Here is a 24,484-nt window from a genome sequence, read left to right as displayed (position 1 = left end):
AGGGCGGCTTCAGGCCGTGCGGATGTCCATGGCAACCATCAGCGCGTCGCGGATCGCGGTGTCGGTGAAGGGCTTCTGCACCGTGGGATGGCCGCGCCAGTGTTCGGGCAGGCCGCTTTCGCCGTAGCCGGTCGAGAAGACGAAGGGGACGCCGCGCGCCTGCAACGCCTCTGCGATCGGAAAGACCTCCTGGCCCGCGACATTGACGTCCAGCAGGGCGGCGTCCAGCGCCGCTTCCCCTGCCACGGCGCTTAAGCCGTCGCCGATGTTCGACACCGGCCCCACCACGTCGCAGCCCATGTCGCCGAGAACCGTCTCCAGCAGCATGGCGACCAGGGACTCGTCCTCGACAACCAATATGCGGCGGCCTGAAAGCACGTCAGTCATAAAATCTCTGAATCCAGGGGGAGGCTGATCTCGGCGAGGAAACCCCCGGCCGGATAGGTAAGGTTCACCGAGCCGTGCAGGTCATGGCGCACGTTGCGCTCGATCAGGCGGGTGCCAAAGCCGCGCCGCTCCGGCGCCGGGACCGGGGGGCCGCCGATCTCGCGCCAGGTGATGTCGAGGCGCGGCGACTTCTGGTTCGTCAGGCGCCAGTCGACCATGACCCGGCCGTCGCCGCTGGCCAGGGCCCCGTATTTGGCGGCGTTAGTGGCCAGTTCGTGAAAGATCATGCCCAGGGACAGCGCTCGCGCCGGCGATAGGGCGACATGGGGGCCGTTCATGCTCAGCCTGCCCGAGCCGTGCGCCATAGTCTCGTGCTCCAGCACGGCGCGCAGGTCGGCGCCCTCCCAGTGGCTGCGGGTCAGCAGGTCGTGGGTGTGCGACAGGGCCAGGATGCGCGACTGGAACGCCTCGGCGAAGGAGCGGGGGTCCTCGTGGGTGCGGGCCGTCTGCATGGCGATGGACTGGACGGTGGCCAGGGTGTTCTTCACCCGGTGATTGAGCTCGTCGATCATCAGCTTCTGCCGTTCGGCGGCCATCACCACGTCGGTGACGTCGTGGCCCTGGACGAAGATGCCGATGGTCTTGCCCTCTTCGCTGCGAATGGGCTGGTAGGCGAAGTCGATGTAGCGGTTCTCCAGCGGGCCGTCGGGCGCATGGCGCAGGGCGAAGGCTTGCTGGCGGCCATAGACCGGCTCGCCGGTTTCGAAGACGTCGTGCAGGAACTCCAGGTGGCCCTGGTCGCTGAGTTCGGGCAGGGCGTCGCGGACCGAGCGCCCCAGGACCTCGCGATGCCCGACCAGGCGGTAGCAGGCGTCGTTGCAGAACTGGATGATGTGGTCCGGACCGTTCAGCACGGCGACGAAGCCCGGCGCGTTCATCAGCATGTCGGTGAGCTGCTTGCGCTCGGCCTCGAGGCGCTGGTTGTTGGCCTCGATCTGCATGGCGCGCTGGAACACCCCGCTGCGGGCGACGGCGTCCAGGGCGGTGCTGGTGTCCAGGTTTCCCTCGCGATCCGCGCGAAAGCGCACCAGGTCCGTCACATCGGTGGAGTCCTGGAGGATGTGGGTGACCCGGCCGTCCTTGTCCTTGATCGGCGTGTGGGTGCAGCTCCAGTAGTGATCGTCCGTCATCCGCGAGCCGTCGGGCTGCGACCGCATGATCGGATGATGTAGGACCGCGAGGTGATCCGGCTCGCCGGTCGCCATCACCTTGTCGAAAGAGGCGCGCAGCCGGCGGCTGGCCTTACGGCTGATCTCGTCGTCGCCTGGTGCGAAGACCTCCATGATGTCGTGGCCGATCAGGTCTTCGCGGCGACGATGGGAGATGTCGAGATAGGCCTGGTTCATGCTCACGAACCGCAAGTCGCGATCCAGCAGCGCGTAAGGGTTGGGAGAGGAGTCGAACGCCGCCACCAGATCGATTGTTTTGGCGAGATTCCGCAATCCAAGCCCCTCTCATTGCGTCCCTAACGCAGCATGAGCAGAAAGGGTGCCAGTTTCCTGGACCGAAAAAGCAACAATTGTAAAGCTTGGGGGGTCAGGCCGTCAGGCGCAGCGCCTCGGATAGGGCGTGGTGCATCGCTTTCGGACGATAATCGGCGTCATAAGGCAGGCCGCGGTTGAGCGGGGCGTCGGCATGGAGGCGCTGGGGCGGCTCCGAAAGCCAGGAGAAGCGATCGCTCAGGCCCCAGGTGACGACGCCGCGAACCTGTGGGAAGGCTAGCATGGTCTCGAGGTAACGGCGCGTCTCGTCGGCGACCTTCTGGTCGCGGGCGGCGGCGGATCCGTGGAAACTGGATTCCTTGACGTCCAGTTCGGTGATGGTGACTTCCAGGCCCTCGTCGATCAGGCGCCGGGTCATGTCGCGCAGGCCCTCGACGGCCAGCGGCCCCTTGGACAGGTCCAGGTGGGCCTGGACGCCGATCCCGTCCAGCGGCGCGCCCGAGGCGCGCAGACGCCGGGCCAGGGCGACGATGGCCTTGCGCCGCGCCTGATCCACCGGGTTATCGTATTCGAAGCCGTAGTCGTTGATCACCAGGTGGGCCTGGGGCGCGTGGGCGCGGGCCTCCTCCAGGACGCGCTCGATGTAGGTCGGGCCGAAGGCCTGGTGGAAGACGTTGCGTCTCAGGCCGGCCGCGCCGGCTTCGGTGTCGATCGGCTCGTTGATCACGTCCCAGTCGGTGATGCGCGGGGCGTATCGCTTCAGGACGCGCTCCAGATGGCCGGACATCAGCGACCAGTCGCGCCGCTGCAGCATGTCCTGCCTGGCCCAGCCCGGCGTGCCCTGGTCCCACAGCAGGGTATGGCCGCGAACCTCCATCCCGTGCCGCTGCGAGAAGGCGAGCAGGTCGTCGACCGGGGCGAAGTTGAACTCGCCCTTGCGCCATTCCAGGGAGTTCCACTTCAGGTGGATCTCGGGCGTCAGCACCTGGCAGTCGCGCAGGACGGCGGCGCGCAACCCGGCGTTCTCGCGCAACTGCTCGGCGCGGACGGCGGCGCCGTAGTAGCGGCCCTGGGCGCGGGCGGCGTCGGCCAGGGTGGCGACGGTGGTCATGGTCGGGGGATCAAGCGGCGCGCCTTCGGGGCGACGCCAGGCGGCGAGGCCTAGCGCCGGCGTCAGGGCGGCGGCGCCGATCAGGGCTCGTCTGCTGGGCCGCGGCGACATCCGGCAGCGCCTCCTCGAGAATGCGAGAAGGGTGGTCCGGTACGCTGAACTTCTCGTTAAGGCGCGGGCTTAACAGGTCCGGATGATGGCGCCAGGGCGAGAAAATGATGTTTCTGTGAGCTTGGCCGCGCGGCGCGTCGCGAGCCTAGAAGCTGCGGTAGAAGCCGAGGCGCAGATAGGCCTGGGAGTCGCGATTGTCGCCGTCGCTGAAGCCGGCTGAGACCTGGGCTTCCGAGCGGTCGTCCAGCTTGAACCCCGCCATCGGGCCGACGTGATAGGCGTTGTAGTTGGTGTCGCCCTCGGCGGCGACCTCCATGCCTACGCGCAGGCGGCCCGACGACCCGGCCTGATGGGTCAGGCTGACCAGGGCGTCATAGTCGTCCAGTCGGAAGCCGTAGGAGCCGTACCAGTCGAACCGCCAGGGGCCGGAGACATGGCCGCCGTCGGTCGAGACGATCATCTCGCCCTGGCCGCCGTCGCGCCGGTTGCCGGGATCGGCGGGGCTGAGGTCCGTGTCGACGTAGCGATAGCCCACGCCCACGCTGCCCCAGGTCGGGCCGTTGCCGAAGCGATAGACCAGTTCCGCCTGGGCGCCGGTGAAGTCGGCGTCGATCTCGGCCGGGCCGGAGCGATAGTCGTAGGTGCCGGTGAAGACAGCGCCCCGCAGCGCCAGGCCCTTGGAATCCACCGAGCCGGGCAGGCCGATCGTCGCCCCGGCATAGGCGCTGTCGGCGACATCCAGCTTGCCGCCTGCGAACACCGTGACGTCGCTCTGCGCCGAAGCCGTCCCGGCCCAGGCGACGCCGGCGCAGGCGAGGGCGGTCGCGGCTAGGGCCGACAATCCGGTCATCGGGCGACGATGGTGGGGCATGGGACAGTTCCTTGCGAAGTATCGAACGCGCCAAATGCTGGCGACGCCGGCGACAGGCAGTTCAGACGCAGAGCGAACAAGGGCGAATGCTGTCAGACGACCAGCCTTCCCCTTGCCAGTTGTTCCAGACTTTCAGCGCTGCGGTCAACGGGGGGGCGTGCATGGGACACCCAGGCGATCAACTCCTCCATGCCCTGGTCCATCGACCGCCGCGGCGCGAAGCCGAAGGTGCGCTGGATCTTGGAGATGTCGCCGAAGCAGTGGCGGATGTCGCCGACCCGATAGCGGTTGAGAATTTCCGGCGCGATGTTCTTGCCCAGCAGCCGGGCCAGGATGGCCGCGATCTCATTGATCGACACGGGGGCGCCGCTGCCGACGTTGAACACGTCCCAGATCTCTCGGTCGTCATCCAGCACGGTGGCGAAGGCTTCGGCCACGTCCTGGACGTGAACGAAATCCCGCATCTGCCGTCCGTCCTCGAAGACGAGCGGCGGCTGGTCGTTCATCAGCCGCGAGATGAAGATGGCCGCCACGCCCGTATAGGGATTGCTCAGGGCCTGGCGCGAGCCGTAGGCGTTGAACAGCCGCAGCGCCACCGTGGGAATGCGCAGCGCCCGCCCGACCGACAGGAACATCTCCTCATGGTCGCGCTTGTTCACGGCGTAGATGGAGTTGGGTTGCAGCCGCTTCTCTTCCGGCGTGGGGCAGGGCTCCAGCGCCTCCCCGTCGACCATCAGGTCCCACTGTCGGGCCTCCAGCTGGGCGTGCGGGCGGATGTCGGCGGTGACGTGAGCGCCGGTCGAGGGGCGCACATAGTCGCCCTCGCCATAGATCGACATGGACGAGGCCACGGCCATCCGCTGCACCGTGTGGGGCCGCCGAGACAGCGTCTCCAGCATGATCGCGGCCGACATCACATTGTTGCGGGTGTAGTCGACGATGTTGGTCATGCTCTGACCCACGCCGACCGAGGCGGCGAGGTGGGCCAGGTGGGTCACCCCGTCTAGGGCGGCCTCGAACACCCCGTCCTCCAGCAGGTCGCCCCTGATGCGGCGCGCGTGGGGGTCGAGGTAGGTGGGCCATCCTTCGGCGTCCAGTTCCGCGTCGCCGTGCACCTGGGGCGACAGGCTGTCCAGGACGGTTACGCGATAGCCGCGCGCCAGCATGGCGTCGACCAGGTGGGAGCCGATGAAGCCGGCCCCCCCCGTGATGAGAATGTGCTTGTCCATGGCTGCCTGCCTAGTGGTGGTGGCGGAGGGCGCCGAACTCATCCAGCTTGGTGCGGACGAGGGTGTTGTTGGCGTCGATCTTCTCGGTTCTCTGCCAGGCCAGGCCGCTGTCCCGCACGTACATGACGAAGCCCAGCGTCAGCGGGATGATCCACATGCACCACCAGACCATGATGAAGACGGGATTGACCATCAGCATGTAGCGGATGCGCTCGCCTACGCCGTCCAGCACCAGGTCGGTCCGCCGCCACGTCTTGATATAGAGGCCGATTATCAGGACCGAGAAGGCGACGATGTTGAAGATCGACAGGATCACCAGCCACAGCGGCAGGAAGTCCGCGCCCTGGAAGAAGCGCCAGGCCGCCCAGACGCCCAGAGGGATGCCCACGGTGTTCACCCACATCGACATGCAGGGCAGGAAGTTCATCCAGACGCGGACCCGTTCGCCGAAGCTGAAGTCCATTTCCTTGAGCGGGGTGGCCAGGCTCTGGAAGAAGCCGGCGACCCAGCGCTTCCTCTGGGTGATGCCCTCGCCGAAGGTCTCGGGCACCTCCTCGATCAGGGAGCCCTCGATGATGCCCAGCGTCTTGCCGTTCTTCCAGAAGCGCTCGCCGACCTCGGGATCTTCGATCGCGATCCAGGGATGGAAGCTGCCCAGTTCGATCAGGTCGTCGACCTTGAAGAACAGCCCCTTGCCCAGCACCCAGTAGGGCTGCTTCGGATCGGACAGGTGGCCGTATTTGGCGCCGTCCCAGGTCATGTGGTCGAAGGCGTGGAAGGCGGCGGCCAGGCTGGCCGTCAGATTGCCCGCCACATTGCGCGCCTGCAGGACGTCGAACCGGCGCAGGCCGATGGCCGCCGCCTTGAAATGATCCGCCGGCGGGCAGCTGTCGGCGTCGATGTAGTCGATGGTCAGCCCGCTCTCGCCCTTATAGGTCTCGGCCACGTGATAGGTCGCGTAGATCAGCTGGCGCGTCTTCTTGGGCGGCAGGTCCTTGACGCCCGCCCGCTTGCCGCGGTGCCACCAGTAGGCCTTGGGGTTCTGGTCCCAGGCGTTCCACACCATGTCCCAGCTGGCGTCGGTGGTCGGCGGCACCTCCAGAATCTCGACGAACGGAAAGGTCCGGCTCAACCGTCTCAGACTGGCCACGGTCTCGGCGTCGCTGCTGTTGGGAATGGCCAGGACGCGATAGCGGTCGGTCGGATAGTCCAGCTTGGCCAGGGAGGTGAATGTCGTCTCCATCGTGCTCTCCAGCTCCCGCAGCACGGGGTAGAGCAGGACGATGAAGGGATAGTCCGCCTCGCTGGCGGGCAGGGGCTCGGACATGTCCACGCGCTCGACGCGCAGCGAGCGGAAATACATCTCTAGCAGGAAGCTGCCGAGATACAGGATCTGGGAGATGGCGAACAACCAGACCAGCACGGTCGCCCAGTTGGGATCTTGAAGGTTCATCACGCGGTTCGCCCAGTTAGTTGCCCAATAAGTCGGTGGTGGTTGTTCGGTCCTGTGGGGGTTAGGACGCGGCCGCGCCTCTCTGGGCTACGCTGTTCCCGTGAAGCTCGGCGTTGAAATAGGCGATGGTCCGCTCCAGCCCTTCCTGAAGCTGCACGCGGGGGGACCAGCGCAGGTGGGTCAGGGCCCTGGAGATGTCGGGCTTCCGGCGGCGCGGGTCGTCGATCGGCAGCGGGTGATAGACCAGTCGCGAACGCGACCCGGACAGGGCGATGACCTGCTGGGCCAGTTCGTTGACCGTGATCTCGTTCGGGTTGCCGATGTTGACCGGCCCGTCGATCTCCTCATCCGTCTCCATCAGTCGGATGAAGCCTTCGATCAGGTCGTCGACGAAGCAGAAGGAACGCGTCTGCTCCCCGCTGCCGTAGATGGTGATGTCTCGCCCGGCCAGGGCCTGGACGATGAAGTTGGAGACCACCCGCCCGTCGTCCGGGTGCATGCGCGGCCCATAGGTGTTGAAGATGCGCACGATCCGCGTGGTCAGCCCGTGCTGGTGGCCGAAGTCCGTCACCAGGGTCTCGGCGAACCGCTTGCCCTCGTCGTAGCAGGAGCGCGGTCCGACCGTGTTGACGTTGCCGCGATAGGTCTCCGCCTGCGGGTGGATTTCCGGGTCGCCGTAGATTTCCGAGGTCGAGGCCTGGAAGAACCGCGCCCCGTCCGTCGCCGCGCGCTTCAGCAGGTTCCAGGTGCCCATTGCGCAGGTCAGGGCCGTCTTCACGCGGTCGTACTGATAGTGAACAGGAGAGGCGGGGCAGGCCAGGTTGTAGATCTGGTCGAACCGGCCCAGTTCGTCGCCCAGGGGCTCGTTGATGTCCTGCGCCACCAGATGGAAGCGGTCCGAGCCCATCAGATGAGCGACATTGGCGTGGCGCCCGGTATGGAAGTTGTCGATGCAGGTCACGTCATGGCCCGCCTTTATCAGGCGGCCGCACAGATGCGATCCGAGAAATCCCGCTCCGCCGGATACGGCGACCCTCTTGGGCCGTGTCACGACGGGGGTCGGAGCATAAGAAAAGCGATCGTCATTCATCGCTTTCAGCCTTGTTTGTTGTTTAAAAAAGCCGGATCAACGCCAGACGCTTACTGTATTCGCGCGACAGGGGAGATCATGGGGACCCCGACGTCGCCGACAATTGCGTTAACCGATTGTTAACAATTGGGTTCCACGGCGCCGGCCAAGATCAGCGCTGAAAGCCTTGTCCGGAGGCCGGCAGGCGAGGCTTTTTCAGGCGGCCGCGCTCGGTCATTCGGCTGACGGTTTCACGGGCCGCCATGACGGCGGCTTACGCCTGGCACGGAGGCGTGGCGGTTCAATTGAGCCAAGGCGCGCACTATCTGCGTCCGATAGTGGGGGCGTTGTATTATTTAGGAAAAGATGGTGGACGCGACAGGGATTGAACCTGTGACCCCCTCGGTGTGAACGAGGTGCTCTCCCGCTGAGCTACGCGTCCGCCTAGGAACGGGGCGGTCAGTGACTGCGCCGTCGGGAGGCGGGGACATAGCCCGCGATTCCGGCGACGGCAAGCCTCAATTCATCAAATAGCTGCGTCGCTTGCTCAGATTCCCGCCGCACGCGCGCCTTCCGGGGTTTCGTCCTCCGGGTCGCCCGGCAGCCAGGCGACGTGACCGTCATAGATGTCCTGGTTTAGGAGACCTTCCTCCTTGGCGACCAGGACGGGCACGACCATCTGGCCGGTGACGTTGGTGGCGGTGCGCATCATGTCGATGATGCGGTCGATGGCGATGATGTAGCCCACGCCTTCCAGCGGCAGGCCCGCTGTCGACAGCGTCAGGGTCAGCATGACGATACTGGTCCCCGGCACGCCCGCCGTGCCCAGCGAGCCCAGCACCGCCGTCAGGCCGATCAGGACATATTGCGTCGCCGTCAGGTCGATCTGGAAATACTGGGCGATGAAAATGGAGGCGATGGCGGGATAGATGGCGCCGCACCCGTCCATCTTCACATTGGCGCCCAGAGGCACGGCGAAGGAGGCATAGGCCTGCGGCACGCCCAGCCGCTCGACCGTCTGACGCAGGGTGACGGGCAGGGTCCCCAGCGACGAAGAGGTGGCGAAGGCCGTCTGCATGGCCGCGCCCGCGCCGCGGAAGAAGCTGACCACCTTCAGCCCGTGCAGCTTCAGCAGGCCCGAATAGACGACGAAGATGTGGAACAGGCAGGCCGCATAGATGGCGAAGATGAACTTGCCCAGCGGCAGCAGCGCCTCCCAGCCGTAGCCGCCGACGACCGAACCGATCAGGCCGAACACGCCGAAGGGCGTCAGCTGGATAACCCAGCGGGTGATGCGGAAGATCAGGGCCGCGCCTTCGTCCACCAGCCGTCGCGCGTTCTGCGCCCGGTCGCCCAGCGCCACCAGCGCCCCGCCCAGCAGAGCCGAGAAGAAGATGATCTGAAGCACCTTGCCCTCGGCCAGGGCGGCGAAGGGATTGGTTGGCACCACGCCCAGCAGCACCTGCAGCGGCGTTGGGATCACCCGTTCCTTCACCTCGCCCAGCGGCAGGTCGGACAGGCCGACGCCCGGATTGATGATGTGGCCGAAGGCGAAGCCCACCAGGACGGCCAGCAGGGAGGTGACGGCGAACCAGGCGAGCGTCCGCACCCCCAGCCGCACCGCGCCCACCCCTTCGCCCAGCTTGGCGATGGAACTGGCGATGGTGAACAGCACCAGGGGCGCCACAACCATGCGGATCAGGTTCAGATAGACGTCCCCGATCGGCTTGAGCCAGACGGTCGCCTGCTCGCGCAGGATCAGGCCGGCGATGATGCCCAGGGCGAAACCGGCGGCGGTGCGCTGCCACAGGGGGATGGCGAAGAAGCGACGAAACATGACGACCTTTGGGGAGGAGCGGTCGTCCTATGTGTTTCGCAGGCGCGAAGACGGCAACAGCGGCGGGAGCGATTGAGGGTTAGAAGTTCTAAAGCGTTCGATAGTTTTTCCTTCTCCCTCAAGGGGAGAAGGATTCAGGGCATCACCTCGGCCAGCGCGGCCTCGAACCCGTCGTAGTGGTCGATCATCACATCGCCGCCCAGTTCCTCATGCGGCACGTCGTTATAGCCGAAGCTGACCGTGATGCAGGCCACGCCCGCGTCCTTGGCGGCCTTGGTGTCGGTGGTGCTGTCGCCGACCATGACGCAGCGCGCCGGATCGCCGCCCGCCCTCTGCACCGCCTCGATGATGTGGACGCCGCTGGGCTTGCGGGCCGAGACCGCGTCCGGCCCGGCGATGAAGGCGAAGTGCTTCGTCAGGTCCAGCGCCTCGATCAGGGCGACGGACAGGTCGGTGCGCTTGTTGGTGGCGACGCACAGGACGGCGCCGCGCGCGCTGAGCCGCTCCAGCGCGGCGACGCAGCCGTCGAACGGGCGGCTCTCGTCGGCGATGTGGGCCAGGTAGTCCTCGATGAAACGCTCGAACAGACCGGGCGCATGGGCCTCGTCCCAGGCGGCGCCCGCCTCCATGAAGCCGTGGCGCAGCAGGGCCATGGCCCCATGCCCGACCAGATGCCGGGCCGAGGACATGGGCACGGGCGGCAACTCATACTGGGCCAGCATCCGGTTCAGCGTGCCGATCAGGTCGGGCGCCGAGTCCACCAGGGTCCCGTCCAGGTCGAAGGCGATGGTCCAGCCTTCCAGATCGCGTTCAGTGCTCATGTCGTCTCCCGGCTCGCGCTGAAACGGGCAATGGGCTAGATCGCGCAGGACGACAAGCTGCCGGATCGATTCATGACCGCACTCCATCCCCAGAGTCATCCCAGGGCCGCCATCATCCTCGCCGCCGGGCAGGGGACGCGGATGAAGTCGCCGCTGCCCAAGGTGCTGCACCCGGTTGGCGGGCGCGCCATGCTGGACCACGCCATCGACGCCGCCGAGGCCCTGGGCTGCGAACGCATCGTCGTCGTCGTGGGCTCCCATTCGCCCGAGGTCCGCGCCCACGTCGAAAAGCGCCTCGGCGCCGACAGCATCGCCGTTCAGGACCCGCCGCTGGGCACCGGCCACGCGGTGCGCGCCGCCGAGGCCGTGCTGGGCGACTTCATCGGCCATGTGGTCGTGACCTACGGCGACGTGCCTTTGCTGAAGGCCGCCGACATCGAGCCCGTCTTCGCCCCGGATTCCGACAACCCGCATGAAGGCGTCACCGTCATCGGCTTCGAGGCCCGCGACCCCGGCGCCTACGGTCGTCTTATCCTCGACGGCAACGACCTTCTGGCCATCACCGAGGCCAAGGAGGCTTCGCCCGAGGTCCTGGCCGTCACCGCCTGCAACTCGGGCGTCATGGCCGCCCCGGTCGGCCTGCTGTTCGACCTCCTGGCCGAGGTGAAGAATGACAACGCCAAGGGCGAATACTATCTGACCGATGTGGTCGAGCTGGCCCGCAAGCGCGGCGCCCCGACCCGCGCCGTCTTCGCATCCGAGGACTCGGTCATGGGCGTCAACGCCCAGTCCGAGCTGGCCCAGGCCGAGGCCCTGTTCCAGGCCACCCAGCGCGAGCATTTCCTGGCCGCGGGCGTCACCATGTCGGCACCCGACACCGTCCACTTCGCCTGGGACACCCAAGTGGGGGCAGGGACGACCATCGAACCTTTCGTCGTCTTCGGCCCCGGCGCGGTCGTGGCCGAGGGCGCGCGCATCCGCAGCTTCAGCCACATCGAGGGCGCCAAGGTCGCGACCAAGGCCGAGGTCGGCCCCTACGCCCGCCTGCGCCCCGGCGCGGACCTGGGCGAGGGCGTCAAGATCGGCAACTTCGTCGAGGTCAAGAACGTCCGCATGGATCCGGGCGCCAAGGCCAACCACCTGGCCTATCTCGGCGACGGCCATGTGGGCGCGAAGGCCAACATCGGCGCGGGCACGATTTTCTGTAACTACGACGGCTTCTTCAAACACCGCACCACGGTGGGCGAGGGGGCCTTCGTCGGCTCGAACAGTTCACTGGTCGCCCCCGTGACCATCGGCGCGGGCGCCATGATCGGCTCCGGTTCGGTGGTGACGAAGGACGTCGCCCCCGGCGATCTGGCGCTCGGCCGCGCTGCACAGACGACGAAGCCGGGCTGGGCCGCCCGCTTCATGGAAACCATGCGCGCGAAGAAGGCGGCGAAATCCAAATGAGCGACCTGCAGAAGAAGAACGCCGGCGAAGCCGCCTCTCAATACGTCGAGGCCGGCATGGTCGTCGGTCTAGGGACCGGCTCCACCGCCGCCTGGTTCGTCAAGGCGCTAGCCGCGCGCAACCTGCCCGATCTGCGCTGCGTCCCGACGTCGGAACGCACCGCCGATCTGGCGCGCGAACTGGGCCTGACCCTGTCGACGCTGGAGGACACCCCGCGCATCGACCTGACCGTCGACGGCGCCGACGAGATCGGCCCGGGCCTGGCGCTCATAAAGGGCGGCGGCGCCGCCCTGCTGCGCGAGAAGCTAGTGTGGGAGGCCTCGGAGCGCTGCATCTGCATCGCCGACGCGGCCAAGGTGGTCCCGGCCTTAGGGACCTTCCCCCTGCCGATCGAGGTCGTCGCCTTCGGCCACAAGACGACCGCCAACCGCATCGCCGACGTCCTGGCCGACCACGACATCGCCTCGCCCGCCCGCGTGCGTCAGGCCGAGCGCGGCCTGGTCCGCACCGACGGCGGCAACCTGATCTATGACGCCGCCTGCAAGGTCATCGCCGACCCGGCCCGCCTCGCCGCCGACCTCAAGAGCCTGACCGGCGTGGTCGAGCACGGCCTGTTCCTCGACCTCACCGACCTGGCCATCATCGGCATGGACGACGGCGTCGAGACATTCAATCCGTAGGCGAGGCGCCCGCTTCGGAGAGCCGAGCGTGGGCGCGCCGAATGGAGGTTCTGATCTCGGACGTTCCCGCGCGGACGTTCTGCCGTGTCCGCTGAGCGTCATACAGGCCCGAGAGATAGGCCTTGTCCCACTCCGTCAGGGACGAAGCGCTCGCCGGATCGGCTAAGACGTTCAGGATCGAGGCGTAGGCGCTGGTGTCGGCCTCGGGGTCGATCTGCGCCAAGGACACCATCGCGACGTAGTCCGAGAGTTGTGTCGCGTCCACATGGCTTACGTCATCGACGTCCACGATGACGATCGTGCGGATGATGTTGTCGACGATTTGCGTGGAAAGGCGCGATGCTGAAGAGACGTTGATCATGGGAGCCACGTCGAAGACGCTGCTGCAACTGTCCTGGCAATCGCCTGGAATGCGCGTTGCGCGAGCGCCTGTCTCGGAATCCACAGGCATGCTGACCTGCCACCACCGCACCGGCCTATCGGCGTCTTGGAAATCGCGCAGGGCCGCGCCGCCTCGGTCCATGCCCGACCCGCCCATGCGCAGGGCTCGGCGGCGCCTCTCGACCAATTCTTGAGCCAACTCCTGTCCATTCGAGGTGGCGACGATCAGGATGTTGGGCGTGCATCCCGGCGCCCCGGCGGAGAGGCCGAGATCTTCGGCGATGGTTGAGACGCGATCGACAACATATTGCGCGGCGTCCTGCCGCAGATTGACCGCTCCGACGCACACGCTGCGATCCCATCGGGCGATGCCGCGGCCGCGGTTGGGCGCCGCGACCTCGCGCACGAAATCCTGGATGAGGGAATCCAGACGGCGCCCGGTGACCTGAATGTCCTCCAGGCGGACAGCCTGATTGGAGGCCGGGTCCTGAACGTCCGGAACGCCGCCCCTGTCGTCTGCCGGGGCCGTCATGCCGAGCAATGCGGACGCGAGAAGTTCGGCGATCATGATGGTTGCTCCCGTGAAACGATGTTCGGCGACGTTAAGCTAGCGCCCGATATTGTCAAAAGCCTTCGCCACGCCAGCCGTAAGCGGACAGCCCCGCCTTGCCCCCTCGCGCCCCGGCGCCTAAGTCGGGGCAGCGCCACGGCATAGCCGGGCGGATTTCAGACGATTCAGACGAATTGGACTCTGTTTTTCGAGTCTGATTGCCGGAGACCCCGATGACTCAATACGACTACGACCTCTTCGTCATCGGCGCCGGTTCGGGCGGGGTGCGGGCGGCGCGGCTGACCGCGCTCGGCGGCAAGAAGGTCGCCATCGCCGAAGAGTATCGGGTCGGCGGCACCTGTGTGATCCGCGGCTGCGTGCCCAAGAAGTTCATGGTCATGGCCTCCGAGGTCAGCCACGCCCTGGAGATCGCCGAGGGCTACGGCTGGTCCTTTGAAGGCGCCAAGTTCGCCTGGCCGACCTTCCTCCAGGCCAAGGACGTCGAGATCGCCCGCCTGTCGGGTATCTACGCCGCCAACCTGGGCAAGGCGGGCGTTGATCTGGTCCACGGCCGCGCCGTGCTGAAGGACGCCCACACCGTTGAGATTGTCGGCAAGAACCAGACCATCACCGCCGAGAAAATCCTGATCGCCACCGGCGGCCGCCCGTGGAAGCCTGACAGCGTGCCGGGCATTGAACACGCCATCACTTCGGAAGAGGCCTTCCACCTGCCGGAACTGCCCAAGCGCATCCTGATCGCGGGCGGGGGCTATATCGCGGTGGAGTTCGCGGGCATTTTCGCCGGCCTGGGCGTCGAGACGACCCTGATCTATCGCGGCCCGAACATCCTGCGCGGCTTCGACGACGACGTGCGCGCTCACCTGGCGGGCGAGATCGAGAAGCGCGGCATCAAGGTCATCCTGGGTTGTCAGCACACGTCGATCGAGAAGACCGAGACCGGCCTGATCAACCACCTCGAGAACGGCATGGCGATCGAGACCGACGTGGTCATGTTCGCCACCGGCCGCGTCCCCTATGTCCAGGACCTGGGTCTGGAGGCCGCTGGGGTGGAGTTGAACGACGACGGCGCCATCAAGGTCAATCGGTTCTCCAAGACCACCGCCGACAATATCTGGGCCATCGGCGACGTCACCGACCGCATGAACCTGACCCCTGTCGCCATCCGCGAGGGCGTGGCCTTTCACGAAACGGTGTTCAAGGACAATCCGCAGAGCTTCGACTACGAGGCCGTGGCCACCGCCGTCTTCAGCCAGCCGCCGGTCGGCACCGTCGGCCTGACCGAGCATGAGGCGCGTCAGGCCTGCTCGGGCGGGGTCGACGTCTATGTCACCCGCTTCCGCCCGATGAAGTACGCCTTCACCGGCTCGGACGAGCGCGTCCTGATGAAGCTGGTGGTCGACGCCGACAGCCAGCGCGTCGTCGGCTGCCACATCGTCGGCCCCGACAGCCCGGAAATGATTCAGCTGGCCGCCATCGCCGTGAAGGCGGGCCTGACCAAGGCCCAGTGGGACGCCACCTGCGCCGTCCATCCGACCATGGCCGAGGAACTGGTCACCCTGAAGGAGAAGCAGGCGCCGACCTCCATGGCCGCGGGCTGATCCGCGCATCGGGCGGCTTGCCAGCCGTCCGATCCACGCGCCTTATGGCGAAGCATGCCCCGGCGAAGGGGCGCAGAGTCCTGGAAGGTCCCATGAAGCCGTATCTGCTCGCCGCCGCCGTCTCCGCCCTGCTTCTGGCCGGCGCGCCCGCCCTGGCGCAAAACGCCGCCGCGCCCGCCTATCAGGCCGCGGTCGCCGACAGCCTGCGCCCGGCCGACGAGGTCGCGCGCGACCCGCTGCGCCACCCCGCTGAGATGCTGGCCTTCGCCGAGGTGAAGCCGGGCCAGAAGATCGCCGACATCCGCCCCGGCGCGGGCTATTTCACCCGCCTGTTCGCGCGCGTCGTGGGCGAGGGCGGCCACGTCTATGCCTTCGTGCCGAACCGCACGGCCGAGCGCGAGAATCCGCGCGCCGACGCCCTGGTCGCCGCCTATCCCAACGTCAGCCGCGTTAACGGCGACCTGGACGCCATGAGCTTCGACCAGCCGCTGGATCTGGTCTTCATGAGCCAGGAATACCACGACTTCCACATCCCCCGGTTCGGCGTGGACGTGGCCAGGATGAACGCCGACATCTTCAAGGCGTTGAAGCCCGGCGGCCTCTATGTCGTCATCGACCACCAGGCCGCGCCCGGCGCCGCCAACAGCGTCGTCGAGACACTGCACCGGATCGAGGGCGCCCAGCTGCGTCGCGAGGTCGAGGCCGCCGGCTTCGTCTTCGAGGGCGAAAGCACCGCCGTCGCCAACCCGGCCGACGACCACAGCCTGAACGTCTTCGACGAGGCGATCCGGGGCAGGACCGACCAGTTTGTCTATCGCTTCCGCAAGCCGCGCTGAGAGCGGGGCCCATCACAGGAGGAGTAGCCCATGCGTTCCTTCCTCGTATTCGCCGTCGCCGCCTCGCTGGCCGTAGCCGCGCCCCTCGGCGTCGCCTCGGCCCAGACGGCGCCCGAGGCCTATGAGGCCGTCCTGGCCAGCCCGATCCGCACGACCGAGGATCGGGAGCGCGACACGGCGCGCCACGCCGCCGACACCCTGGCCTTCGCCCAGGTGCAGCCGGGCCAGAAGATCGCCGACATGATCATCGGCGGCGGCTATTTCACGCGCCTGTTCTCGGCCGCCGTCGGGCCCGAGGGCCAAGTCGTCGCCTGGCAGCCCGCCGAGTTCATCGGCTTCCAGGCCAGCTACGGCGAGGCGTTGGCCGCCGCCGCCGCCCTGGACAACGTCGAGGCCGTCAGCGTCCCGCTGGGCGCGCCCGAATGGCCGAAAGACCTGGACTTGGTCTTCACCGCCCAGAATTATCACGACCTGCACCTGAAGGCCTTCGCCGAGGACACGGCGGCCAGGGTCAATGCGGCGGCCTTCGAGGCGCTGAAGCCCGGCGGCCTCTATGTGATCATCGACCACGACGCGGAGCCGGAATCGGGCCTGGCGGCCGTCGACAGCCTGCACCGCATCGACGTGGATCAGGTCCGGCGCGAGGTCGAGGCGGCGGGCTTCGTTCTGGACGGCTCGAGCGACCTTCTGGCCCGGACCGACGATCCCCGCACCGCCAATGTCTTCGACCCGTCCATTCGCGGACGCACCAGCCAATTCATGCTGCGCTTCAGGAAGCCGGGTTGAGAAGGCGCGCGTCTCGAATTGGTGACTGGCGAAGCGGAGCCGGCGGCGCTAACGCTCGGCCAAAATCCATAAGGGAAACGTTCAGATGACTCGCATCGCCTTCATCGGCCTGGGCAACATGGGCGGCGGCATGGCCGCCAACCAGGCCAAGGCCGGGCACGAGGTCGCCGCCTTCGACCTGTCGGCCGCCGCCCTGGAGCGCGCCGCCGAAGCTGGCTGCCGCACCGTCGGCTCGGTCGCCGAGGCGGTCAAGGACGCCGAGGTGGTCATCACCATGCTGCCCGCCGGGCCGCACGTCCTCAGCGTCTATTCGGACCAGATCATCGGCGCCGCGCCGTCCAGCGCCCTGCTGCTGGACTGCTCGACCATCGACGTCGAGACGGCGCGCAAGGTCGCCGGTCTGGCCAAGGAGGCGGGCTACGCCTTCGCCGACGCCCCCGTCTCGGGCGGCACGGCGGCCGCCGACGCCGGGACCCTGGCCTTCATGGTCGGCTGCGACGAGGCCGACTTCGCCCGCGTCGAACCGGCGCTGGAGCCGATGAGCCGCATCACCATCCGCGCGGGCGACCACGGCGCGGGGCAGGCGGCCAAGATCTGCAACAACATGCTGCTCGGCATTTCGATGATCGGCACGTGCGAGGCCATCGCCCTGGCCGAGAAGCTGGGCCTGGAGCCGGAGCGCTTCTTCGAGATCGCGTCGAAGTCCTCGGGCCAGTGCTGGAGCGTGACCAGCTACTATCCCTGGGCCGGCCCGGTGCCGACGGCTCCCTCGAATCGCGACTACGACGGCGGCTTCGCCTCCGCCATGATGCTGAAGGACCTCAAGCTGGCCCAGGACGCCGCCGCCAAGGCCGGCGCCACGACCCCGCTGGGCGCCCAGGCCGAGGCCCTCTACGCCCTGTTCAACGGCCTCGGCTATGGCGGCAAGGATTTCTCGGCCATGGTGCAGATGCTGCGCGGGCGGATCGATACGCTGAACTGACCCAAGGCTTTCCTCCCCACTTTGTGGGGAGGGGGACCGCCCCCGGGTCTTGCCTTCGGCAAGCCCGAGGACAGGCTACGCGGTGGAGGGGCTTCCGTCAGCGGAACCAAGCGGCCCCTCCGTCGCGTCCGATCCACCTCCCCATTGCATGGGGAGGAGAAGCCCGCGTCGGATCGGGAGGTCCCGCAGGGCCGACGACCGCGGGTCACTAAGCTGAGAACCGTTATCATTTAAGGGGTTGAGACGTTTTGTCCGGCTCCTGACATGGACATCACGGGGCGGCGCGCGCAATTAGGCGGCAAAAGCTGCATGAGCGAAAGAAGCGCCGCCTTGTTCGACTATAAGTCCGCCTTTCAGAACTCTGTGGATCAGGTCCGCAGTGAAGGCCGTTATCGTGTCTTCGCCGATCTGAAGCGCGTTCGCGGCCAGTTTCCGAAGGCGGTGCGGCGCCGCGCCGACGGCTCCGAGCAGGAGGTCGTCGTCTGGTGCTCCAACGACTACCTGGGCATGGGCCAGCATCCGGCGGTGATCGAGGCCATGCAGGTCGAGGTCGGCGAGACCGGCGCCGGCGCCGGCGGCACGCGCAACATCTCGGGCACCACGCGCTCGGCGGTGGACCTGGAGGCCGAACTGGCCAGCTGGCACCAGAAGGAAGCTGCCCTGCTGTTCACCTCGGGCTATGTGGCCAATGAGGCGACCCTGTCGACCCTGCAGAAGATCCTGCCGGGGCTGATCATCTTCTCCGACGCGCTGAACCACGCCTCCATGATCGCGGGCATCCGCAACGGCGGCGGCGAACGCCACATCTTCCGCCACAACGACCTCGAACACCTCGAAGAACTGCTGGCCGCCGCGCCCGCCGACGCGCCCAAGCTGATCGCCTTCGAGAGCGTCTATTCGATGGACGGCGACATCGCCGACCTGGCGGGCACCATCGCCCTGGCCAGGAAGTACGGCGCCCTGACCTATCTGGACGAGGTCCACGCCGTGGGCCTGTACGGCGCGACCGGCGCCGGCGTGGCCGAGCGTGACGGCGTCCTGGGCGGCATCGACATCGTGGAATGCACCTTGGGCAAGGCCATCGGCGTCATGGGCGGCTACATCGCCGCCGACGCGGTGATCGTGGACGCCGTGCGCAGCTGGGCCTCGGGCTTCATCTTCACCACCAGCCTGCCGCCGGCCCTGACCGCCGGCGCTCTGGCCTCCGTCCGCCACCTCAAGGCTCACCCGGAGCTGCGCGCCGCTCATCAGGAGCGCGCCGCCACCCTGAAGCGCCGCCTGGCTGAGGCGGGCATCCCCGTCCTGCCCAGCGTCAGCCACATCGTCCCGGTCCACGTCGGCAATCCGGTGCACTGCAAGCTGATCTCGGACATGCTGCTGGAAGACTTCGGCATCTACGTCCAGCCGATCAATTATCCGACCGTGCCCAAGGGGACCGAGCGCCTGCGCTTCACCCCGTCGCCGGATCATGACGACGGCATGATCGACAAGCTGGTCGACGCGATGGACAAGCTCTGGTCGCATTGCAACGTGGCGCGGCGTCCGGTTGCGGCGTGACGGCTGATCCCGACCTGGGCCCAGAATTGGGCGAAGTCATCGTCGAGTTCGTCCGCAACGGCCCCTATGTGAAATGCTCGGCCGTCCACGCGGCGACCGGCGTCGAGGTCTCCGCCATCGGCCCGGCCGCTGAGCCGCGCGCCGTCGAACGCGTGGCGATCGCCAAGCTGAAGCGGGCGTTGTCACAGCGCTGAACTGACCCTCTCCCTGTCGCTCGTCCCGGCGAAGGCCGGGATCCAGATCGTATGACTCGTCCTTGAGTAATTCGGGCGACGCTCCGCGTTTCAACGACGAGCCGTTGGTTCTTGCATCTGGATCCCGGCCTTCGCCGGTATGAGCGGGTAGGGGAGCATGGACGGGAAGACCCCCTAGATGTTGTGGTGTCGGGCGGCGCGGCCTAGAAGGGAGCGCCGTTTCCGCCTTCAGCCTTCGGGATGCCTGCCAGTGACCGCCTTCACCCACGACTCGTATTTCTCCAAGAGCCTCGCCGACGCTGATCCGGCGATCTTCAAGGGCATCCAGGGCGAGCTTGGCCGCCAGAAGGAGCAGATCGAGCTGATCGCCTCCGAGAACATCGTCTCCCAGGCGGTGCTGGACGCGCAGGGCTCGGTCCTGACCAACAAATACGCCGAGGGCTATCCGGGCCGCCGCTACTACGGCGGCTGCGAATTCGTCGACATCACCGAAGACCTGGCCCGCGAGCGCGCCAAGGAGCTGTTCGGCGCCGCCTTCGCCAACGTCCAGCCTCACTCGGGCGCCCAGGCCAACCAGGCCGTCTTCTTCTCCCTGCTGCAGCCCGGCGACACCTTCCTGGGCATGGACCTGGCCTGCGGCGGCCACCTGACCCACGGTTCGCCCGCCAACCAGTCGGGCAAGTGGTTCCGCCCCGTGACCTACAAGGTCCACGAAGACACCCATCTGATCGACTATGACCACGTCGCCGAAATGGCCCAGAAGGAGAAGCCCAAGCTGATCCTGGCCGGCGCCTCGGCCTATTCGCGTCACATCGACTTCAAGCGCTTCCGCGAGATCGCGGACTCGGTCGGCGCCTATCTGATGGTCGACATGGCCCACTACGCCGGCCTGATCGCCGGTGGCGTCTATCCCGACCCGATCCCGCACGCCCACGTCGTCACCACCACGACGCACAAGACCCTGCGCGGCCCGCGCGGCGGCATGATCCTGTCCAACGACCTGGACCTGGGCAAGAAGATCAACTCGGCCGTCTTCCCCGGCCTGCAGGGCGGCCCGCTGGAGCACGTCATCGCCGCCAAGGCCGTGGCCTTCGGCGAGGCGCTGAAGCCCGAGTTCAAGCTCTACGCCCAGCAGGTCGTCAAGAACGCCCAGGCCCTGGCGGCCGTTCTGGTCGAGCGCGGCCTAGCCATCGTCTCGGGCGGCACCGACAGCCACCTGATGCTGGTCGACCTGCGTCCCAAGGGCGTGACCGGCAAGGCCACCGAGCATGAGCTCGAGAAGGCCCTGATGACCTGCAACAAGAACGGCGTGCCGTTCGACACCGCGCCCTTCACCGTCACCTCGGGCGTCCGCCTGGGCACCCCGGCCGGCACCACGCGCGGCTTCGGCGAGGAAGAGTTCAAGCAGATCGGCCACTGGATCGCCGACGTCGTCTCCTCGATGAATGGCGGCGATGAAGCCGATCCGGCCGTCGTCGCGGGCGTCGCCGCCCAGGTGCGCGAGCTGACCGCGCGCTTCCCGATCTATCGCTAAGGGACCGACCGGATGAAGTGCCCCTTCTGCGGAAACGCCGACACCCAGGTGAAGGACAGCCGCCCGTCTGACGACGGCGCGGCCATCCGGCGCCGTCGGTCGTGCCCGCAGTGCGGGGGGCGCTTCACCACCTTCGAGCGGGTGCAGCTGCGCGAGCTGATGATTCTGAAGCGCAACGGCCGCCGCACCCCCTTCGACCGGGACAAGCTGGAACGCTCCCTAGGCATCGCCCTGCGCAAGCGCCCGGTGCAGCCCGAGCAGGTCGAGCAACTGGTCAGCCGCATCGTGCGCCAGCTGGAAAGCCTGGGCGAGACCGAGATCCCGTCCAGCATCGTGGGCGACTTCATCATGAAGGCGCTGAAGTCGGTCGATGAGGTCGCCTACGTCCGCTACGCCTCGGTCTACAAGGATTTCCGCCACACGGACGACTTCGCCAAGTTCCTGGGCGACGAGGGCTTCGACGAGACCAAGTCCGGTCAGGACTGATGCGTCCGCGCGTCACCCTGAAGCTGGCCACGTCGCTCGACGGCCGCATCGCCACGGCCACGGGCGAAAGCCAGTGGATCACCGGCCCCGAGGCGCGCCAGCAGGGCCACCGCCTGCGCGCGACGCATGACGCCATTCTGGTCGGCGTCGAGACGGTGCTGGCCGATGATCCGGAGCTGACCGTCCGTCTTCCTTCTCCCCTCGTGGGAGAAGGTGTCGTGCGGAGCATGACGGATGAGGGGGCGGGTTCAGCGCACGCATCACTGGACGTCGAGGACGCATCCGGCGTCCCCTCATCCGAGCGGCTCCGCCGCCCACCTTCTCCCACGAGGGGAGAAGGAATCCGCTGCGTGTCGTGCTGGACAGCCGTCTTCGCACCCCCGCGACGGCCAAGGTCGCCAGCGGCAACACCCTCATCCTGACGACCGCCGCGCCGCGCCCCATCGGTCAGGCCGAGGTCGTGAGCGTCGCTGCCGCCGACGGCCGCCCCGCCATCGCCGCCGTCCTCGACGCCCTCTCGGCCCGCGACATCCGCTCCGTCCTGATCGAGGGCGGGGGCCGCGTCGTCGCCTCCTTCATCCAGGCGGGCGCGGTGGACGCCATCGAATGGTTCCGCGCCCCGATCCTGCTGGGCGGGGAGGGCAGGCCCTGCGTCGCGTCGCTGGCGCTTGCAAAGCTGGCCGACGCCCCCAAGTTCCGTCGTCTGGGCGTCGAGCCCGTCGGAGACGACCTATGGGAACGCTACGCGCGAGCGTGACGTCCTCTCGGTCGATTTCAGACGAATTAGACTAATTAGACTCTGTTTTTTGGGTCCGAAGGGACCGGAGCTTTCATGTTCACCGGCATCGTCACCGACATCGGCCGCGTCCGCAGCGTCCGCCAAACCGACCGCGATCGTCGCTATGAGATCGAGACCGTGTGGGACACGGCCAGCATCGACCTGGGCGCCTCGATCAGCCACGCGGGCTGCTGCCTGACCGTGACGGAGAAGGGCGAGGGCTGGTTCGCGGTTGAGGTCTCGGGCGAGACCCTGTCGAAGACGAAACTGGGCGACTGGGCCGAGGGCGCTCGCGTCAATCTGGAGCGCGCGGCCAAGCTGGGCGACGAACTGGGCGGCCACATCGTCTCGGGTCACGTCGACGGCCTGGGCGAGGTGATCTCCGTCACGCCCGAGGGCGGATCGCGCCGCATCGTCATCGAGGCGCCGGCGCCTCTGCACAGATTCATCGCCCCGAAGGGCTCAATCACCGTCGATGGGGTTTCCCTGACGGTGAATGGGGTGCAAGACCGCCGCTTCGACGTGAACATCATTCCGCACACGTGGGATGCGACGACCCTCGGCGGCCTGATGGTCGGCGAGAAGGTCAATCTGGAGATCGACATGCTGGCGCGTTATCTCGCGCGGTGGCAGGAGACGGCGTGATGCAACTGGCAGCCAATATGAACGACAGCCCCATCAGCCCGATCGAGGACATCATCGAGGACGCCCGCAACGGGCGGCCCTACATCCTGGTCGACGCCGAGGATCGCGAGAACGAGGGCGACATCATCATTCCGGCCCAGTTCGCGACGCCGGATCAGATCAACTTCATGATCAAGCACGCGCGGGGCCTGGTCTGCCTGGCCATGACGGCCGAGCGGGCCAAGCAGCTGCGCCTGCCGCCGATGGCCGCCGAAAACCGCGAGAGCATGGGCACGGCCTTCACCATCTCGATCGAGGCCAAGGAAGGCGTGACGACCGGCATCAGCGCCGCCGACCGCGCCCGCACGGTCCAGGTGGCGGCCGACCCGACCAAGGGGCCGGACGACATCGTCTCGCCGGGCCACATCTTCCCCCTGGTCGCGCGCGACGGCGGCGTCCTGGTCCGCACCGGCCATACCGAGGCGGCCGTGGACATCAGCCGCATGGCCGGCCTGACCCCGGCCGGGGTGATCTGCGAGATCATCAAGGACGACGGGACGATGGCGCGGATGCCCGACCTGATCGCCTTCGCCCAGCTGCACGGGCTGAAGATCGGCACCATCGCCGACCTGATCGCCTATCGCCGCCGCACCGAGCGCTTCGTCGAGCGCGTGCTGGACACGCCGTTCGAGAGCGTCCACGGCGGGCCGTTCCGCATGATCGTCTATAAGAACACCATTGAGGGCGCCGAGCACATCGCCCTGGTCCATGGCGACATCGACCCGGCCAAGCCGACCGTGGTGCGCATGCACCAGATCGACTTCGCCGCCGACCTGCTGGGCCACGTCGAGGCCCGCCAGGACTACATCCCTCGCGCCCTCAAGGCGCTGAGCAGCAACGACGGCCCCGGCGTGGCCGTCTTCCTGCGCGATCCCGGCCTGCACCGGCTGTCCGAGCGGCTGGTCGGGGGCGACAAGCCCGCCGCTGCTGATCGCGCGATCAAGGCCTATGGCGTCGGCGCCCAGATCCTGCTGGATCTCGGCGTCCGCGACATGATCATCATGAGTTCGACTCGTCCCAATCCGACGGCGCTGGAAGGCTACGGCCTGCGTATCGTGGGCTGGCGCGACATGGACGGAGAAGACCAATCCTGAACGATCCCACCCGCGTCCTCATCGTCGAGGCGCGCTTTTATGACGAACTGGCCGACGCCCTTCTGGAAGGGGCGAAGGACACCTTGCGCGCGCAGGGCGTCCAGTTCGACGTCGTGACCGTGCCCGGCGCCCTGGAGGTGCCCACGGCCATCGCCATGGCCGAGGAAGCCGGCCGCTATCCGACCGCGCCGCGCTATGACGGCTATGTCGCCCTGGGCTGCGTGATCCGCGGCGAGACCTATCACTTCGAGATCGTCTCGGATCAGTCGGCCGCCGGCATCACCCAGCTGGGCCTCAAGGGTCTGGCCATCGGCAACGGCATCCTGACGACCGAGGACGAGGATCAGGCCTGGGCCCGCGCCCGCATCAGCGAAGGCGACAAGGGCGGCGGCGCCGCGCGCGCCTGCCTGGACCTGATCGAATTGCGCAAGCGTCTGCGCGGAGGACTGGCCTCGTGAGCGAAGCCCCGAAGACCGCCCC

The 24,484-nt window shown here is 67.3% G+C and carries 25 protein-coding genes and 1 tRNA gene; 15 read left to right on the top strand and 11 right to left on the bottom strand.

Features of this window, described 5'->3' with window-relative positions:
* Positions 1–9: 9 nt before the first annotated feature.
* The 10 genes from D8I30_RS13395 to D8I30_RS13350 form a co-directional block, all read right to left on the bottom strand.
* A complete protein-coding gene (locus D8I30_RS13395) occupies positions 10–387 on the bottom strand; it encodes a response regulator (protein ID WP_121483187.1) in 378 nt (125 codons plus the stop codon).
* Positions 384–1,859, bottom strand: coding sequence for a sensor histidine kinase (locus D8I30_RS13390; RefSeq protein WP_276118684.1), 1,476 nt, complete (start codon positions 1,857–1,859; stop codon positions 384–386). Before D8I30_RS13390 ends, D8I30_RS13395 begins: the two co-directional genes overlap by 4 nt.
* Before the next feature lie 124 nt (positions 1,860–1,983).
* Positions 1,984–3,111, bottom strand: a complete 1,128-nt coding sequence (locus D8I30_RS13385) for an endo-1,4-beta-xylanase (protein ID WP_121483186.1) — start codon at positions 3,109–3,111, stop codon at positions 1,984–1,986.
* Between the two features lie 145 nt (positions 3,112–3,256).
* Positions 3,257–3,982 (bottom strand): cellulose biosynthesis protein BcsS, encoded by a 726-nt coding sequence (gene bcsS / locus D8I30_RS13380; RefSeq protein ID WP_121483185.1) that lies wholly within the window; start codon positions 3,980–3,982, stop codon positions 3,257–3,259.
* 92 nt (positions 3,983–4,074) lie between these two features.
* The gene (locus D8I30_RS13375; RefSeq protein WP_121483184.1) at positions 4,075–5,211 is read right to left on the bottom strand and encodes an NAD-dependent epimerase/dehydratase family protein; all 1,137 of its coding nucleotides are present in this window, start codon (positions 5,209–5,211) and stop codon (positions 4,075–4,077) included.
* A gap of 10 nt (positions 5,212–5,221) precedes the next feature.
* The gene (locus tag D8I30_RS13370) at positions 5,222–6,664 is read right to left on the bottom strand and encodes a glycosyltransferase family 2 protein (RefSeq protein ID WP_240387252.1); all 1,443 of its coding nucleotides are present in this window, start codon (positions 6,662–6,664) and stop codon (positions 5,222–5,224) included.
* Between the two features lie 61 nt (positions 6,665–6,725).
* Complete coding sequence (locus D8I30_RS13365) at positions 6,726–7,754, bottom strand: UDP-glucuronic acid decarboxylase family protein (protein WP_121483182.1); 1,029 nt, start codon at positions 7,752–7,754, stop codon at positions 6,726–6,728.
* Between the two features lie 346 nt (positions 7,755–8,100).
* Positions 8,101–8,175 (bottom strand) — tRNA-Val (locus tag D8I30_RS13360).
* Between the two features lie 105 nt (positions 8,176–8,280).
* The gene (locus D8I30_RS13355) at positions 8,281–9,570 is read right to left on the bottom strand and encodes a dicarboxylate/amino acid:cation symporter (protein WP_121483181.1); all 1,290 of its coding nucleotides are present in this window, start codon (positions 9,568–9,570) and stop codon (positions 8,281–8,283) included.
* Between the two features lie 134 nt (positions 9,571–9,704).
* Positions 9,705–10,391 (bottom strand): HAD-IA family hydrolase, encoded by a 687-nt coding sequence (locus tag D8I30_RS13350; RefSeq protein ID WP_121483180.1) that lies wholly within the window; start codon positions 10,389–10,391, stop codon positions 9,705–9,707.
* A gap of 72 nt (positions 10,392–10,463) precedes the next feature.
* Between D8I30_RS13350 and glmU the strand changes: the two genes are divergently transcribed.
* Positions 10,464–11,843 (top strand): bifunctional UDP-N-acetylglucosamine diphosphorylase/glucosamine-1-phosphate N-acetyltransferase GlmU, encoded by a 1,380-nt coding sequence (gene glmU / locus D8I30_RS13345; protein ID WP_121483179.1) that lies wholly within the window; start codon positions 10,464–10,466, stop codon positions 11,841–11,843.
* Positions 11,840–12,523 (top strand): ribose-5-phosphate isomerase RpiA, encoded by a 684-nt coding sequence (gene rpiA / locus D8I30_RS13340; protein WP_121483178.1) that lies wholly within the window; start codon positions 11,840–11,842, stop codon positions 12,521–12,523. Before glmU ends, rpiA begins: the two co-directional genes overlap by 4 nt.
* Here the strand turns inward: rpiA and D8I30_RS13335 are convergent.
* Positions 12,513–13,472 (bottom strand): hypothetical protein, encoded by a 960-nt coding sequence (locus D8I30_RS13335; RefSeq protein WP_121483177.1) that lies wholly within the window; start codon positions 13,470–13,472, stop codon positions 12,513–12,515. The two genes, rpiA and D8I30_RS13335, sit on opposite strands and share 11 nt — an antisense overlap.
* A 215-nt stretch (positions 13,473–13,687) precedes the next feature.
* Here D8I30_RS13335 and gor point away from each other — a divergent pair, with 215 nt between their 5' ends.
* The 13 genes from gor (at position 13,688) to ribH (ending at position 24,462) form a co-directional block, all read left to right on the top strand.
* Complete coding sequence (gene gor, locus D8I30_RS13330) at positions 13,688–15,073, top strand: glutathione-disulfide reductase (RefSeq protein WP_121483176.1); 1,386 nt, start codon at positions 13,688–13,690, stop codon at positions 15,071–15,073.
* Positions 15,074–15,165: 92 nt separating this feature from the next.
* Complete coding sequence (locus D8I30_RS13325) at positions 15,166–15,909, top strand: class I SAM-dependent methyltransferase (RefSeq protein ID WP_240387251.1); 744 nt, start codon at positions 15,166–15,168, stop codon at positions 15,907–15,909.
* A gap of 30 nt (positions 15,910–15,939) precedes the next feature.
* Positions 15,940–16,695, top strand: coding sequence for a class I SAM-dependent methyltransferase (locus tag D8I30_RS13320; RefSeq protein WP_121483175.1), 756 nt, complete (start codon positions 15,940–15,942; stop codon positions 16,693–16,695).
* A gap of 64 nt (positions 16,696–16,759) precedes the next feature.
* Positions 16,760–17,677 (top strand): 3-hydroxyisobutyrate dehydrogenase, encoded by a 918-nt coding sequence (gene mmsB, locus D8I30_RS13315; protein ID WP_346426498.1) that lies wholly within the window; start codon positions 16,760–16,762, stop codon positions 17,675–17,677.
* 309 nt (positions 17,678–17,986) lie between these two features.
* Positions 17,987–19,234 (top strand): 5-aminolevulinate synthase, encoded by a 1,248-nt coding sequence (gene hemA / locus D8I30_RS13310; protein ID WP_121483173.1) that lies wholly within the window; start codon positions 17,987–17,989, stop codon positions 19,232–19,234.
* On the top strand, positions 19,231–19,428 hold the full coding sequence (locus tag D8I30_RS13305) for a DUF6898 family protein (protein ID WP_240387250.1): 198 nt from the start codon (positions 19,231–19,233) through the stop codon (positions 19,426–19,428). Before hemA ends, D8I30_RS13305 begins: the two co-directional genes overlap by 4 nt.
* Before the next feature lie 250 nt (positions 19,429–19,678).
* Positions 19,679–20,962: a serine hydroxymethyltransferase gene (gene glyA, locus D8I30_RS13300; protein ID WP_121483172.1), complete on the top strand. Its 1,284-nt coding sequence runs from the start codon at positions 19,679–19,681 to the stop codon at positions 20,960–20,962.
* 12 nt (positions 20,963–20,974) lie between these two features.
* On the top strand, positions 20,975–21,448 hold the full coding sequence (gene nrdR / locus D8I30_RS13295; protein WP_121483171.1) for a transcriptional regulator NrdR: 474 nt from the start codon (positions 20,975–20,977) through the stop codon (positions 21,446–21,448).
* Positions 21,448–21,870: a RibD family protein gene (locus tag D8I30_RS15150; protein ID WP_430804918.1), complete on the top strand. Its 423-nt coding sequence runs from the start codon at positions 21,448–21,450 to the stop codon at positions 21,868–21,870. The genes nrdR and D8I30_RS15150 overlap by 1 nt, the downstream gene beginning before the upstream one ends.
* The gene (locus D8I30_RS14985; RefSeq protein WP_430804916.1) at positions 21,804–22,205 is read left to right on the top strand and encodes a RibD family protein; all 402 of its coding nucleotides are present in this window, start codon (positions 21,804–21,806) and stop codon (positions 22,203–22,205) included. Before D8I30_RS15150 ends, D8I30_RS14985 begins: the two co-directional genes overlap by 67 nt.
* Positions 22,206–22,280: 75 nt before the next feature.
* Positions 22,281–22,871, top strand: coding sequence for a riboflavin synthase (locus D8I30_RS13280; RefSeq protein WP_121483170.1), 591 nt, complete (start codon positions 22,281–22,283; stop codon positions 22,869–22,871).
* The gene (ribB, locus tag D8I30_RS13275) at positions 22,871–24,004 is read left to right on the top strand and encodes a 3,4-dihydroxy-2-butanone-4-phosphate synthase (protein WP_205570782.1); all 1,134 of its coding nucleotides are present in this window, start codon (positions 22,871–22,873) and stop codon (positions 24,002–24,004) included. Before D8I30_RS13280 ends, ribB begins: the two co-directional genes overlap by 1 nt.
* Positions 24,001–24,462, top strand: coding sequence for a 6,7-dimethyl-8-ribityllumazine synthase (ribH, locus tag D8I30_RS13270; protein ID WP_121483168.1), 462 nt, complete (start codon positions 24,001–24,003; stop codon positions 24,460–24,462). The genes ribB and ribH overlap by 4 nt, the downstream gene beginning before the upstream one ends.
* Positions 24,463–24,484: the final 22 nt, after the last annotated feature.

Origin of the sequence: Brevundimonas naejangsanensis (genome assembly GCF_003627995.1) — a bacterium.
In the GTDB taxonomy this organism is placed as follows: domain Bacteria; phylum Pseudomonadota; class Alphaproteobacteria; order Caulobacterales; family Caulobacteraceae; genus Brevundimonas; species Brevundimonas naejangsanensis_B.
Note: the sequence above shows the minus strand (reverse complement) of the source record. Positions and strands in the feature narration are given on the sequence as shown.

Bases quoted from the DNA above. Each gene is read 5' to 3' on its own strand.
- D8I30_RS13355 (WP_121483181.1), bottom strand. From the start codon at position 9,570: ATGTTTCGTCGCTTCTTCGCCATCCCCCTGTGGCAGCGCACCGCCGCC.
- nrdR (WP_121483171.1), top strand. From the start codon at position 20,975: ATGAAGTGCCCCTTCTGCGGAAACGCCGACACCCAGGTGAAGGACAGC.
- rpiA (WP_121483178.1), top strand. From the start codon at position 11,840: ATGAGCGACCTGCAGAAGAAGAACGCCGGCGAAGCCGCCTCTCAATAC.
- D8I30_RS13280 (WP_121483170.1), top strand. From the start codon at position 22,281: ATGTTCACCGGCATCGTCACCGACATCGGCCGCGTCCGCAGCGTCCGC.
- D8I30_RS13370 (WP_240387252.1), bottom strand. From the start codon at position 6,664: ATGAACCTTCAAGATCCCAACTGGGCGACCGTGCTGGTCTGGTTGTTC.
- glmU (WP_121483179.1), top strand. From the start codon at position 10,464: ATGACCGCACTCCATCCCCAGAGTCATCCCAGGGCCGCCATCATCCTC.
- D8I30_RS13395 (WP_121483187.1), bottom strand. From the start codon at position 387: ATGACTGACGTGCTTTCAGGCCGCCGCATATTGGTTGTCGAGGACGAG.
- D8I30_RS13320 (WP_121483175.1), top strand. From the start codon at position 15,940: ATGCGTTCCTTCCTCGTATTCGCCGTCGCCGCCTCGCTGGCCGTAGCC.
- gor (WP_121483176.1), top strand. From the start codon at position 13,688: ATGACTCAATACGACTACGACCTCTTCGTCATCGGCGCCGGTTCGGGC.
- D8I30_RS13375 (WP_121483184.1), bottom strand. From the start codon at position 5,211: ATGGACAAGCACATTCTCATCACGGGGGGGGCCGGCTTCATCGGCTCC.
- D8I30_RS13325 (WP_240387251.1), top strand. From the start codon at position 15,166: ATGAAGCCGTATCTGCTCGCCGCCGCCGTCTCCGCCCTGCTTCTGGCC.
- D8I30_RS13350 (WP_121483180.1), bottom strand. From the start codon at position 10,391: ATGAGCACTGAACGCGATCTGGAAGGCTGGACCATCGCCTTCGACCTG.
- D8I30_RS15150 (WP_430804918.1), top strand. From the start codon at position 21,448: ATGCGTCCGCGCGTCACCCTGAAGCTGGCCACGTCGCTCGACGGCCGC.
- D8I30_RS13365 (WP_121483182.1), bottom strand. From the start codon at position 7,754: ATGAATGACGATCGCTTTTCTTATGCTCCGACCCCCGTCGTGACACGG.
- D8I30_RS13385 (WP_121483186.1), bottom strand. From the start codon at position 3,111: ATGTCGCCGCGGCCCAGCAGACGAGCCCTGATCGGCGCCGCCGCCCTG.
- bcsS (WP_121483185.1), bottom strand. From the start codon at position 3,982: ATGCCCCACCATCGTCGCCCGATGACCGGATTGTCGGCCCTAGCCGCG.
- D8I30_RS13335 (WP_121483177.1), bottom strand. From the start codon at position 13,472: ATGATCGCCGAACTTCTCGCGTCCGCATTGCTCGGCATGACGGCCCCG.
- ribB (WP_205570782.1), top strand. From the start codon at position 22,871: ATGCAACTGGCAGCCAATATGAACGACAGCCCCATCAGCCCGATCGAG.
- hemA (WP_121483173.1), top strand. From the start codon at position 17,987: ATGAGCGAAAGAAGCGCCGCCTTGTTCGACTATAAGTCCGCCTTTCAG.